A 13,652-nucleotide genomic window follows, 5' to 3' on the forward strand; every position below is an offset into this window, starting at 1 on the left:
TGTAACCTTATATGGCTTTACTTGTAGTTCGGATTTCTAAATAAAGGGAAATGGCATGAAATTTTTAGTAGCTAGTTTTTTTTGTATTACTCTGTTGTTTGCGCAAAACAACGATAAAATTGTCATTCGTTATAAAGTGGATTCTCCGGATGGAAAGGTGCGCGAAAAGATGGTTGCACACCTGGCAAAGTATTTGGAAGTTCCCGAAACACAGAAAATTGCCTGGCTGCAAAATCTCGCTTCGTTAGCAACGTATACAAACAACGATGATGGTACTGTCACGGCTGAAATTTCTTACAAAGTTTTGTTTGAGAATTTTCATGTTCTGTACGAAGAGTCGGTGGCGTCGCAAAAAAAAGTGGTTCAAAATCAAAAAGAACAACAGCAACTAAAAAAACAGTCGCAAACACAGAAGGAGACTTTGCAAAAGTTGCAGGAAAGTAATGCTGCGTTGCAAAAAGAATCTCAAAAATATAAAGATAGTGCAGACGAAAATCTAAAGAATATGCAAGCGAAAACACAAGAACTCGCAGCAAAAAATATAGAACTGAAAGCGCTTGAAGAACAATATGTCACGCTCGAAAAGTCGCTAAAAGATAAAGAGGAGAAACTAGCGTCTTGGGAGCAAAAGTTCAATGAAATCGAAACCAAACATACTACAAGCGTAGCATCTTTGGATGAAAAGGAAAAAGAACTTGTGGCAAAGAATGCAGAACTAAAAGTTTTGCAAGACAAATTGGCCGAAAGTGTTGTTTCTGTAGAAACAAAGAAGCAACAGTTAGAGTCTCGCGACGCAAAGGTCAAGGAGCTAGAAGGTAAACTGGCGGCATTACCAAAGAATACACAAGGGAAAATTGTTGTCGATTTGTTGAAAACAAAAGAGTTGCAACTGATCAAAGCACAAGGGAAGATTGAGTCTCTACAAGAAAAGCTCGAGTCTTGGCAAGGGCGCTATCAAAAACAGCAAAAAGCCTTGCATGAATTTGCACAAAAAATAACCCAAACAAAAGAACGTTTGGTAAATATGCAGAAGTTGGCAAAGAAAAGCGGCGAAATACGCCAGCAACTGATTGCTGTTGTAAATTCGCATAAAAAATTGCAAGAACAATGGAAAGTTTTGCAAAGCAAAATGCAAGATGCTAAACATTCACACCAAAAAGAAATCGAGTTCTTGCGCGAACAAAATGACAAAATGATGAAGTTTTTGTTCAATGCCAATGCTGAATTTAAAAAGATAGTGTCGCAAAAACAAAAACTCCAGGTAAATAACGCCGCGCAACAAAAGCAACTCGCTGTTAGTAAAAAACAATTGACGAAAGTGTTAGCACAAAACAAAAAGCTCCAAAAGAATGTCGAGGAATTACGCCAGAAATATATGAATTTGTATAAAAAATATTGGGAAGTACAGAAAACTCCACAAAGTACACTGCAAAGTATTGTAGACCGTCAAAATCTATTACTAAAGGAATTTGAAAAGTTGAAAGACGAAATCTACTTTTTGTTTGACGAGGAGTAAACGTGAAAATAGTTGTAAAATGTACATGTGGGAAAATTTTGCGTTTACCAATGGAGTACGCTGGTCGCCATGCCAAATGTCCACAGTGCAGTAAATTAAACCTTGTGCCCAAGCTCAACGAAGAAGAAAGTGCTACGCAAATAGAGGTGCGTTCTTGTCCGACGTGTGGTTTATTCCTGAGTGATGCCGACGAAGTTTGCGTTTCCTGCTACACAAATCTCAAAACAGGGGAATGGGATGCCAGTAAAATAAAACGTAAAGGTTTCTTACGTCAGCACTGGCAAGCAGCGACATACGCCATATTATTGGGGTGTATATCTATTTTATCTATTCGCCTTTGGCAAAAAGACCAAGAAATCTCAACATTTTTGGCGAAAGAACAAGGCCTTAAGAGTCATAGTAGAGAAGATCTACAGGAAAAGTGGCAACGGTTACACAATTTTGAAAATCGCCCTTCTATGTCAGACCTCAAGGGGTATCGCATTGCGTTGTGGAAAGAGCTTCACAAAGAGACATTGCAAGAGCAAACTGTCTTGCAAAAGTGGATGACCGCTTGTTATCTTCGCGATGAAGACGTAATAAATAAAATGGAGAAAGATTTGTTAAGTCATCTCCATTTACACCAAACAAATGTGGAACAATTACAACATGAGCAGCGCTATGGCGAAATTGTGACCCGCATTACACCAAAGTTATTAGAAGAGGTTTTTGCCTTACTGTCGGCTGTCAATGCGTCACCACGTGTCAAAGAAGGATTTCAGAAATTGATACATCAGTATCGAGGAAATACGAAAAATGCTGCTGGGCACGATGTTACGGATGATAAGAAACGTTTACGTGACTACCAAAAGAATTTTAAGAATTATCTCAAAAAGTTCTATCGAACTATGTATGAACGTCGTTATTCTAAAGCACAAGAAGAACTCGAAAAATTTTGGAATGATATAAATGCTTTGAGTTACTTCGAACCTGAAAATAAATTGGTACAAGAGATTCGTCAAAAATTGAAAGATGTTCAAGGGATAAAACGGTTGATTGATACTGCGCAGAAAGGCGCACAGCATTTCGGTGGTTTGAAAAGAAAGCAGTTGTCACTTCGTAATCACAAAAAAATTGTGGGACGCATCCAAAAATACCATGAGAATGCATTCCACATTGTCAGTGGAGGCAAAGAGCGGCGCATTAAACTCTCTGAACTGTCGAATAAAGATATTGTGTTTTTTGCTCTGCGGGAAAACAAAGATGACGATACGTATCTAAATGCTGCAATATTTTTGGGTTATGAACAAAACTATAATATGGCCATCCGCATGTTGCAAAGAGCTCAAGGTCAAGGTGCTAGCTTCCAAGAGATTAAGGTATATCAAAATTGGCTACAAGAAATGAGTAAAAATACTACCGAAAAATGAGTGTGACCAGGAACTTTTACTAGGGCGTGTCATCAATTAACCTTCATTCACTATTGAGCCCTTCTAAATACTAGCGTCGTTGCTCCTTATTTAAATAACCTAGCTATGATGCATACGGAGCGCCTAGCTAGAATTTACAATGACTTTAATATTAAATAAACTTTAATTGATGATACGCCCTAAGGCCGCGTCATCAATTAACCTTCGTTCACTATTGAGCCCTTCTAAATACTAGCGTCGTTGCTCCTTATTTAAATAACCTAGCTATGATGCATACGGAGCGCCTAGCTAGAATTTACAATGACTTTAATATTAAATAAACTTTAATTGATGGCACGCCCTATGTAAAGATAATCTAAAGTACTGGAAATTACAGTAGAATTTATTATATAATATTAAAATGTGTACTTAAACACATCTCAAGCTAAGGGAGAGGTTTAGAAAACTTTTCGCTATCGAAAATTATCTGTTAGAAAGGCAATAATTTATGTCGACGTATTCCATCAAGGTAAATTGCTCTTGCGGCAAGATACTTAAGGTTCCCGAAAAATACGCAGGGAAAAGGGTCAAATGTCCGTGTGAACGAAAAATTTCGATTCCCACTATTGAAGAAATCAAGAAAAAGATAGGTGATGACAAAGAAGATTTGCGCAATTGTCCAACTTGTGGAGCATTTTTGAACAAAGACGATGTGATTTGCGTTGCATGTCGTATGAATTTGCAAACCGGAGAATGGGATAACAGTGCACCTCCCGCGGCATACACAAAACCAAAATCAAGTAAATTTGAATACGTTGTTACGGCAGCAGTTGTTATCGTAGCGGTAATGGCCGGTATATGGGTTATGTCTGATAAGACCGAGACCGCGACAGACGATCAGAACACAATGGTAATGGGTACGGAAAAAGATGATTTTAATTTTGCGGCAGCGTGGCAAAGTTTAGACAACATGCCGGAAGACAATTCTCAGGCCATCAATAAAAAGATGGAAGCTTTTGTGAAGAAAATGTTTAATGCCGACGTAAGCAAGGCAATACAGGATTTAGAAACAAAAAAATACGAGTTGATGGCAAAAGAGTCGCATGGAAAACTAAAAGCGGATATGGATCCGATTACACGTTGGTATACCTTAGAACAACTTTCCCGTCAATTTGATGGTACTGTTTATGCTGCAAAGAGCATAAAAACAGATCAGCACAAGCAAATGGAAAAAATCAAAGGCATTGTTGGTGGACAGCAAGAGAAGTTACAAGAATACATGAACGATGGCCAGTACCAAAGAGTCCTGATGGAGTCATTTCAGTTTGTAAATCAAATACCATTCGAGTTGCGTAATAATGTGGAATTAAAGCCGATGTTGTCGCGAATGGACAATACATACCAAGAGGCTCTGTCTAATTTGCATGTAAAAGAACAGCAGGTAGCGCAAGAGACCACAGAAAAAAATACCTCTGATGAGGAATTGAAAAAAGTGGAAGCAAAAATTGCCAGTGTTAGTCAAAAAATTGGGGCAATGACTGCGAATTGGGAATACAAAAAAGCATTAGACCTTGTCGAGCCTTTGGCAATTCAGGCAGAAAAATACCGTGATGTTGCATCAGACAATATTACGATTATTTTGAAAATGCACGATTCGCTAATTCGTTTAAACAAATTGTGGAACGCGATTGCTCAAGGAGCTGAATTTTCTGTAGGTAAAAAGAAGCAAATGTTCTTACGTGCCAATGACAAAGCATTTATAAACGGCAAAATTGTCAAGTATGAAAATGACAAACTTTACGTAGTGACACGTGAAAAGACGAAAAAAGTGGTGAACTTACGCAGCATTCGTGCCGATGAGTTGATCAATAAATTTGCTTTGGAAAGCGATTTTCCTAAAGAGTACGTATACGGATTGGCGCTGCACTTTTATGCCTCTAACAGCATGCACTTCAATGTTCGTGATACATTTGAAAAATTGAAAAAACCTAGCGAAGAGCACAATGAACTCGTGGCAAACGCAAAAACACAAATTGATCGTCGTATTGCTTTGCGCAACGAAATAGCTCAACGCGTTGATGAGGCACAAGAAGAACGTGACCTAAAACGTCAAGAGCAAGCCTTGGAAAAAGACAAGCAGCGCGCATGGCAATATGCACAGAGCATTGTGGAAGACTTTAACGAAGGCAACTTTGAGAAAGTTCTCGATGAACTACAAGTCATCAAAGACATGTTGCCAAAAGATGAAGTCGTGAAAATGAGTAAGCGTCTTGGTTCAGAGCAAGGATATACGCTGAAAAAATTTGCGGAACTTGCTTTGAATACGTGCGCGGTTTGTGGTCAAGACGGTTTAGTTGAGTGTCGCTCTTGTCTTGGTGAAGGAATTGTGGAAAAAACGATACAGTTGAAAGAAGATTCTGTGACCAAGAAACGCTACTGCCGTACATGTAATGGTGCAAAAACATTGCGTTGTCCAAGTTGCTACAAAAGACACTTCAGCAAGCCTTATCAAATGTTACAAGCTTGGTATGATGACTTACACTAGTTGGTGATCTATTAAGTAAGAGTAGATTTCTAACAAGGTGATATTTAGGGTGTGTTTTCATAAAAACACACCCTAATTTTATGGACACTATTTTAGGCAACGTCCTAACCAATTTAGGAAGGTGCGATCTGGTTTCGCTTGCTTCTCTTCTTCTTCATATAGTTTACGCAATATTTCTTTTACTTGAGGTTGTAGTAAGTCTTTGCTGCGCGAGCATGAATAAGCCGCACCTTTGGCGATTTCTTTTTCTTCGTCTTGAAGGTACTGGGTGATGATTTCTACAAATTCCGGTTGATGCTCTACAGAGTTTATTGATCTTGCAATGAATGCGCGCACGCGAGGATTTTCTGACTTAGCGTGTTGCAAAAAAATCTTTGCGTAGGCATCTTTTGGCAAAAGTTTACTGTCTTTGTGCTTTACAAGACGTTGTACTTTTAACGACAAGCTTACATGGTCTGCTTTTGGGTTGTTTTGCATCGCGTCGATACATCCGAGAAGTCCATCAAAAGTAATGCCTATGGAGATACCAGCCGTTCCCTGTCCTTTTACGTGTGCATTACCTTGTGGTGTGGCTACTTGAGAATCTAAGGTTATGGGACCCAACAATGTCGAAGAAATAACTTCTGAAGTGTCCAGACGTACCGCCATCTCTCCTGATAACTTGCAGTCCATGACGAATTTACCCATGGGGATCGATATATCCGCTGTGGCGTCGAGGATAAGGCACGGCTTATCATTTACAACACGCGTTTCTTTTACGGTACATGTCATACTTTTGACGCTCAAATTCTCTCCCAATAAAGCTTTTACAGCAGGTGTCGGTATTTCTAAGACTTTTCCTGCAGCGAAAGTGTTACCGGCGAAAATATTTGAAAAAGCGTTGTCTTTTCCCAAAGTGTGGTAGTCCATACCAACCAATTGTATTTCTTGTGGTAAATACGGTTTACGACCATTTGGATATGTGGCGTCTACATTACCATTTTGTGCCGTGATCAGATATTCTTTTCCTGATATAGGCATACGCTGTAAACGACCATTTGTTCCTGTTACTTGTGCATTGCGGTATTTCGCCTTGACTTTCGTGACGTAGTTTTTGTCTGTTGCAAGGATCAATTCTTCCTTCGTGGATATTTGTCTGTACTCCTGGCGTTTTTGTCCCATACGTCGGCCATTCATCGATACAGTAAACGCAAGTTTAAAACCAAAAGATTGGGTGTTGATGCGTTTTTCAGAAGGGGTAAATTTTATTTGCGGAAAAGTGATCTCTTGCGCAAAACATACGCAAATGACTAAGGTTATCAAAAATATGTGCTTCATAAATTTCTTTCTAAAAAATAAAATATTCTACTCAAAATAGTATATTCCGTAGAGTGAATATACTAACAAACACTTTTAGTGATTGCAATAAATTGTGGTGTGCGAAAAACGTGTGATTTTTTCACGTAAAAAATATTCTATAGATATATAATAAATTATGCTCCATAAAGTACCAGATGCAAATGATGGGAAACAATACCATAGATTCACCAAAAATTATCGTTGTGTTACATAATAACAATAGATAAAATAGTTAGAAAATGTAATGACTTATTAGCAGCTTAGTGGAAGGGGAATACATGAGATTTGTTATTATTTTTTTTACTATACTAAATATTGCTTTTGTGTATAGTGAGGTGATTACCAATACAGATTTGGTGGGAGGATCAGCTGTTGTTACTAGGCTCCCTGTCGGATGGACAGACAATGGTAATTTACCTGTGAGTGCTTTGTTTGACGGTATTTCTGCCAATCCAGGGAATGGTCGCGTTTTGTTTCAGGGGCCGACAGATCTTAGTGACGCCGATTTTATTGGTATTACCATCGACCTGATCACTCCGTTTGAAATCAATTCTTTCCAAATGGCACATGATTTTGGTAGCTCCGCTTCACAAGAAGTTGTTTCTATGGATATCTTGCTAAATGGAAGCGAAGGATTAATACAATCGTTTTCTGTCGACAATCTCAATGATGGCAACATTAACGATATCGATGACGTATTTGTTGGACAAAGCATTGCGGGAGTTACAAACATCGAATTTAGAATTACTGGTAATGAGGCGTCGCGGCAAATTGAAATACGTGAATTTATTGTTACGGGAAATGCCGTTCCTGAGCCTTCCACTTTTATACTACTAACGCTACTAGCGGCTATTGGTTTCTTTTCAAGAAAAATTAGACGTGTCACGCCTCAATAACAACATTCCTCAATGAATAGCGAATTAAACCACGAAAGAGTATCTTGGTATTGTCGTAACAGGCAGAGCTAGTCCGCCTGTTTGATATGAATGGATATGCTACGATACCGGACAATTCTTCCGGATGTAGTCTGTTGAATCTTTGATAATGTAGTCTATATCACACTGTGGTTGCCAATCTAGTTCTTGCATAGCTCTCTTTGCGATCCCTACGCGAAATTTTACGTCAGAGGGAGGGGCCGGGATATGTTTTAACTCTGGAAATGCGGTCTCAGGATTCACATGCGCCCAGATGCGTTTTGCCAACTCTAGCATCGTGAATGTATTTTCGCCACACAGGTTAAAATCGCGGTTTACGACTTTCTTATCAATCATTTTTGCGACAGCATTGGCGATGTCTTTTGCGTGAGTAAATGTTCGTACTTGGTCGCCTTCGCCAAATATTTCAAAAGGTGTTTGCTTGAGCATTGCTTTGTAAATAAAATCGGGTATGACATGCGCCATTCCGAATTTAGCTTCGCCATCGCCAGAAACATCGGGAAGTTCGCCGCTACCTACGGCATTAAATGGACGCACGATTAGGTAGCGCAAATCATACTCGCGATGCGCTCCTGTTGTTAAAAATTCCCCGAATAGTTTTTGCATACCGTAGTTGGTAATCGGAATTTGTTGTTGCAGTGCATGTTCTTCGCTTACGGGGTGATCTACGCGTTCGAAGACCATGGAGGAAGAAAAATATACAAATGTTGCTTCGGGGCATGCTGCAAGAGTGTTATCGATGGCTTGAGAAAGAATTTCCGTGTTGTCACGGGCAATTTGGTACGGAATGCGGTGGAAATATTTAATGCCGCCGATGAGAGCGGCTAGACAAAATACGTAATCATAACCTCTAAACTCTTGAGGATACATATTGCGCACGTCTTTATTGCACAATGAAAAATTAGGATTTTGATAGAAATCGTGTTCGATGTAACCGTATTTAGAAAAATTGTCGACAACGGTAACTTGATGTTCATTTTCCAAAAGTTTACGTACAATGTACGAGCCAATAAAACCTGCGCCACCGAGAGCTAAAATTTTTGCCATGTTTTTATCTTTCTAATAGTAAGAGTTACCTTTTTGATTTCCTTCAAAAATGTTGGAGTCATCGTATTGCAATTTTTTTTCCGATTTTATCCCGAAACCTTTGTTACGAATAAATTTATTTTGTGAAACTTGTGTAGGAACGCTTCTTGTATTGCAGTACAATCCATCTTCTTCATTGCTAATGATGCTGTTACCGACGATTTTTGGGGAAGAATCATCGAGATACAAACCGTAGCCCTTGTTATAGGTAATGGTATTTTGCGAGATAAGTCCTTTACTTTTGTTCACCCAAATCCCTACAGTGTTTTGCTTTATGGAGTTTTTGTTAATCTCAATAGTGGAGTTTTCCGCTTCGATTCCACGTCCCTGATTGTCAACGATATTGTTGCCTTCTAATACAACACTTGGACAAATATCAACAAAAAAGCCTTTCTCGCTAAAGCGTATGGTGTTTTCTTTACAGGTAGTGTTTTCGGAATCTTTTATGTAGACGCCGCCTCCTTGACATTCTGTTACCTTGCCCTTACCTTCTTCGACAATTGCATGACCACTGATTTCGTTACCGCGGAGTAAAATGGACTTACCTGACTCAATTTCGACAGCAGACCTTTGGCGACTACGATTCGTAAAACTATTGTAGAACACCTCGATATCTTGACCATTGGCCATCATTAAACAGCAACCGTTTTGCGTTTTTACTTTGTTTTTTACTACTTTAGAACGCCCAAATTTTATATTGCTACAGTCTTTAAAAAATACAGCATCTTTTTTGTAACTTTCGATATTGTTTGCTGTGAGTAGTATGTCGCGACAGCTATACATTTCTAATGCCTGCAGATCTGTTTTGATTTCATTGCGAAAAATTGCGGATTTTTCGCGGGCGTCGGCATGACGTAGTACAATTCCCTTACTGCCGCTTATTTTGTTTTTTTCAAGTAAAAATTGTTCGATGTCTTTAAAGTGAATAATGTCGTATTGTTCGCTACCGCTTAGCAGTGTATTATTTTTTATATAAACATTTTTGCTTTCCTCTGCATAAATAGCGCTTTTCTTAGTTTTTATATCATTCTCTTCAATATAAACACCTGAGCTTTTGGTTTGAACATGTATAGATGTTGCTGCACTTTTTATGTCGTTGTTGCGAAACGTAATCTCATTGGAATGTGAAACGATAAAAAGTGGTTGATTTTCATCTTGTCCCGAAAAATTTATATTTTCAATCTTACAGTTCTTACAGCCTTTTATGGTAATTGCCGTTCCCTTATTGGCCCAAATAAACACTTGGCCTTCGGCTTTTAAAGTAATCTGCGATTTATTTTCCATAAGGATATTTTCTTCACGTTTGGAAGGTCTTATGAGCAGAATACTATTTTGTGGCGCTTTTTTGATTTTGTGATTTAGGTTGTCATCGGCATTGACAACGATAATGGTTTTTCCCTTCGCATCATCTGGTATTTTAGCGGACGGTGAGTACCATGAAAAGTAAACAAAATTAATGAAAATGATAAATGTCAATGTCGAAAAAAACAACTTGAATGATGCAGTTGTCATCGGCATCGGAATGCGATTGCTCATTCAGCATCTCCCTTGTGAATCGTAACGTGGAATCCGGCTTTTTTGAGTAGTTTTTGCGCTGCATAACTTGCCTTGTAAGGGTCATTGCCATCACGATAGTATTTGATACGCACTTCTTTATCATTGTATTTTGTTAAAAGTTTTTTTATGGTTTTTTCCAACGCATTTTTATCAGGGCATGGCCAATTACCCACGTATAGCTCTCCGTTTACAAAGCGCATTCGCAAATTAATTTCTTCGATTTGCTGTGGTTGCGGCTGCTTATTTTCGTTTTGCGTAGATTTATCCTGTTGCTGTTTGTCTTTTTCTTCTTGGGGATTTTCTTGGGTTTCCTGCATAGAATCACTCGTTACCACCGGTAAGAATTTTAAAAAATCTCCTCCTCGTGGAGCGAAATATATTAGCGTAGCAACGATTGCGCCCGCTGCCATTTTCTTTTTTGTTAGAAATTTTTTCTTTTTCTTTTTGGACATGTTGTTTCCTTTCTACCAATCATCATCGCCACTATCTTCTTCTATGTATACAATACTTTTTTGTTGAAGAAAATTTTTGAAGTCGTCAATAGATTTGGTGAGGGTTGTAAAACCTTCATCGTCTTTTTCTACTCTAAATATGATAAATGTGGCTTCCGCAAGTTCGATTTTTTTGTCTAGTATTTGTTCCCAATCTTCATCGGATAGAGGAATTTCATCTTTACTTATAAGAATTTTGTTATTTTTGAATGTCAAATTCAAGATGCGGTGGATTTTGTTGGACAGCGCTTTGTTGGTTCCGTGTTTCCAACGGAAGTATTCTAGTTCTTGTTCTAATTCGTTTTTTTGTTTCTCTAGCATGCTGATGCGTACCATCTCATTGGACTTAACACCTGGTGGGAGAACGATGAAAAAAGCGAGTAAAATAAAAACTATGTCTAATAGAGGTAGGATGCGCTTTCCAATATCAGGCTTCTTCATCGGTATCTTCTTTTTCTTTTAAGACAGAAAGTTTTGGATCATTGGCTTGGCACCACGCGATGAGTTCAAGATAGTAAGTCTGTAAAAAGTTGAACATAAACAAATTGACGACCGCAAAAAATAATCCAAATAATGTTGTCGATAGTGCGGGAGCAATATGGGTTGCGATGTCTTTTACTGTGGGCATATCTTGAGACGAGATCACGTATAACGCCCCCATTAAACCCCAAACAGTTCCCATGATTCCCATCATGGGAAGCATTTCTATTAAGGTGGAAATATAGCGGATTTTTAGTTGTTCGCGCGTAATAAAAAGGGGGTCTTGTTGTGCTTTGTTGTAAAAAGAGTTGCTAAATGTGGTAAAGCGTTTCCAGCTTTGGTACAGGAGAATAAAACATCCAAGACCTATGATGATAAAGTCTAGAAGCGTGAGTCGGTTTTGAAAAAATTCTAAGGATTGTTGAAAAGCTTGATTTTTTAAGTATTCCGATAGCATGGCGTTTCTTTCCTAAAATGCAAATGGCGAGTACCTATGTACTCGCCATTTGATCATGCAACTAGTTTAATTACTTAACTTCAGGAATGATGTATGGTCTTAATGTGATCTTTGCATTGCGCGATGCACCTTGGTAGTTTTTATACTCTTTGTTTTCCATTGTATAAAAAACATCTACATAGTCATCGTCGTTAGAAAACCAATTGGAAGGCATTGCTTTGATGATTTCTGAGGCTAAATCAAATAGAGCTTTGTACTCTGTGGAGATTTGCCCAACAACATCGATGAGTTTTAGAGCTATGTCTTTGTAGTTGGTGTTGTCATCGTGTTCGAATACATTGATGTTACATGCGCGGTAACGATAATTTCCCCAAACAACGATTACTTGGTTTGGAAAATAATCTTTGTCATCTTTGTCTAGGTAAGGCATTTCTTGAGAAATAATGCTTGCCTTTTGTGCTTCGGTGTCAATACCATTGACAAGTAAATACATTTCTGCATCACCGAGAATCCAAGGCTCTTTATCATCATTTACGCGAATATAGTCCAATTTGCCTGTTTCTAGGCCTGCGCGATTTTGTGTACGCTTTTGTGGTTGTAAACCAGCTTTGCGTAGTTCGTCGTTTAACAAACTAAGTCCAGCGCGCATGTCGGCTTTTGAATTTAGTTCAACAATCAAAACTGGACGTGAAGGTGCTTCTTTTACAGAAAGTTGATGAGCTGTGCCATCACAATCAAAAGCTTCGATGTGTTTCCACTCTGTTTCTTGTCCCTTAGGTTCGTAAGCTACTAATACTTTTGAAAAATCAATGCTTTCAGAAGCTCTAGAGTTTGTAGCGTGTAAACGAACTTGTAGTATTTCTTGTAAACGGTTTTCAATACCCTTTACACGGCGGATGTTACGATCGAAGTTAGCACATCCTTCTCCCAAATTTCCACAACGACTGTCACCAAAAACATCGGCATAATCGTTGAGTAAAGATACCAATGAGTGCGCGCTATCATGACCTGAAAGACGACTTTCTAAAAAAGCACAAAAAGCAGCTTTGTTGAGTTGCTGTGCAAATTGTTGTGCAATAACTCTTTTTTGTTCTGACATATCATTTAAGTTTACATCAGCATTTAGCGTTTCGATATCTGCGGATACAGAAGAAATTGCCAAAACAAAAACTAAGAGTATCAGAAAAAATCTCATATTCTCCCCTTTTCCATTAAGTTTTGCGTAGGAAATATAAATTTCAGTTTATACGTTTTCTATTCTATTTTTTTTGGTTAAATTTATCAATAAAAATTGTTATTTTATTAGGGTGGGCAATTATCTAAAAAATTTTCTCCAGAAGGGAGAGGCTTATGGATCAAGAATTAAATCAAGATAATATATGGGAAAATACTCGTAGAATGATCATACGCAGAGAAAGCTGGCGCTACTACTGGACTTTCTTTCTTACGGGAGTAGTGCTTGGCGGTTTTGCCGCATACTTTTACTATGCGAAATTTTTTATTTTTATGTGTGTGACAATTGCAGGGCTCGTCTTTTGGGCAATGCACTTTTGTCTGCGAATGTGGTGGATATTATCCAACTCATGTGTTATCAATGAAAATATGCTCACGGTGCGTAAAGGGATTGTGTTTCGCGACATCTCCAAAGTGGATATTGTAGAGATCACGGAAATGCGCGTTTTGCAATCAAACAAAGAAAAAGCACTTGGAGTGGGGTCTATTGAAATACATACAAAAGATCAGAAGCCTGCATGCGTAGCATACGGAATTTTAAATCCTGAAGATATAAAAGAACATATTGTAAAGGTACAAACTGCCTTGGCCAAAAAACGACTGCCATTTATGAATACTTAGAAAGC

12 protein-coding genes are annotated in these 13,652 nt (G+C 38.4%); 5 read left to right on the forward strand and 7 right to left on the reverse strand.

Annotated elements, in window-relative coordinates:
• The first annotated feature begins 55 nt into the window (after positions 1–55).
• The 3 genes from UABAM_RS19870 to UABAM_RS19880 all read left to right on the forward strand — a co-directional run bounded on the left by UABAM_RS19870 (position 56) and on the right by UABAM_RS19880 (position 5,449).
• Positions 56–1,516, forward strand: a complete 1,461-nt coding sequence (locus UABAM_RS19870) for a hypothetical protein (protein WP_151969743.1) — start codon at positions 56–58, stop codon at positions 1,514–1,516.
• 2 nt (positions 1,517–1,518) lie between these two features.
• Entirely contained in the window at positions 1,519–2,925 is a 1,407-nt protein-coding gene (locus tag UABAM_RS19875) for a hypothetical protein (RefSeq protein WP_151969744.1), read from the forward strand.
• A gap of 487 nt (positions 2,926–3,412) precedes the next feature.
• On the forward strand, positions 3,413–5,449 hold the full coding sequence (locus UABAM_RS19880) for a DnaJ-like cysteine-rich domain-containing protein (RefSeq protein WP_151969745.1): 2,037 nt from the start codon (positions 3,413–3,415) through the stop codon (positions 5,447–5,449).
• A gap of 87 nt (positions 5,450–5,536) precedes the next feature.
• On the opposite strand, the gene UABAM_RS19885 is transcribed toward UABAM_RS19880, so the two are convergent.
• Positions 5,537–6,766, reverse strand: coding sequence for a HEAT repeat domain-containing protein (locus UABAM_RS19885; RefSeq protein WP_151969746.1), 1,230 nt, complete (start codon positions 6,764–6,766; stop codon positions 5,537–5,539).
• A 299-nt stretch (positions 6,767–7,065) separates the two neighbouring features.
• Between UABAM_RS19885 and UABAM_RS19890 the strand changes: the two genes are divergently transcribed.
• Positions 7,066–7,683, forward strand: coding sequence for a PEP-CTERM sorting domain-containing protein (locus UABAM_RS19890; RefSeq protein WP_151969747.1), 618 nt, complete (start codon positions 7,066–7,068; stop codon positions 7,681–7,683).
• A gap of 99 nt (positions 7,684–7,782) precedes the next feature.
• Here UABAM_RS19890 and UABAM_RS19895 read toward each other — a convergent pair whose 3' ends face one another.
• The 6 genes from UABAM_RS19895 to UABAM_RS19920 all read right to left on the reverse strand — a co-directional run bounded on the left by UABAM_RS19895 (position 7,783) and on the right by UABAM_RS19920 (position 12,988).
• Entirely contained in the window at positions 7,783–8,769 is a 987-nt protein-coding gene (locus UABAM_RS19895) for an NAD-dependent epimerase/dehydratase family protein (RefSeq protein WP_151969748.1), read from the reverse strand.
• Between the two features lie 12 nt (positions 8,770–8,781).
• The gene (locus UABAM_RS19900; protein ID WP_151969749.1) at positions 8,782–10,344 is read right to left on the reverse strand and encodes a right-handed parallel beta-helix repeat-containing protein; all 1,563 of its coding nucleotides are present in this window, start codon (positions 10,342–10,344) and stop codon (positions 8,782–8,784) included.
• A complete protein-coding gene (locus UABAM_RS19905; RefSeq protein WP_151969750.1) occupies positions 10,341–10,817 on the reverse strand; it encodes an ExbD/TolR family protein in 477 nt (158 codons plus the stop codon). The genes UABAM_RS19900 and UABAM_RS19905 overlap by 4 nt, the downstream gene beginning before the upstream one ends.
• A 12-nt stretch (positions 10,818–10,829) precedes the next feature.
• Positions 10,830–11,297, reverse strand: a complete 468-nt coding sequence (locus tag UABAM_RS19910; RefSeq protein WP_151969751.1) for a biopolymer transporter ExbD — start codon at positions 11,295–11,297, stop codon at positions 10,830–10,832.
• Positions 11,284–11,793, reverse strand: coding sequence for a MotA/TolQ/ExbB proton channel family protein (locus UABAM_RS19915; protein ID WP_151969752.1), 510 nt, complete (start codon positions 11,791–11,793; stop codon positions 11,284–11,286). Before UABAM_RS19915 ends, UABAM_RS19910 begins: the two co-directional genes overlap by 14 nt.
• A gap of 70 nt (positions 11,794–11,863) precedes the next feature.
• Positions 11,864–12,988: a DUF3103 family protein gene (locus UABAM_RS19920; protein ID WP_151969753.1), complete on the reverse strand. Its 1,125-nt coding sequence runs from the start codon at positions 12,986–12,988 to the stop codon at positions 11,864–11,866.
• 155 nt (positions 12,989–13,143) lie between these two features.
• Between UABAM_RS19920 and UABAM_RS19925 the strand changes: the two genes are divergently transcribed.
• Entirely contained in the window at positions 13,144–13,647 is a 504-nt protein-coding gene (locus UABAM_RS19925; protein ID WP_151969754.1) for a PH domain-containing protein, read from the forward strand.
• The last annotated feature ends 5 nt before the right edge of the window (positions 13,648–13,652 follow it).

Origin of the sequence: Candidatus Uabimicrobium amorphum (assembly GCF_009002475.1) — a bacterium.
Lineage (GTDB): Bacteria > Planctomycetota > Uabimicrobiia > Uabimicrobiales > Uabimicrobiaceae > Uabimicrobium > Uabimicrobium amorphum.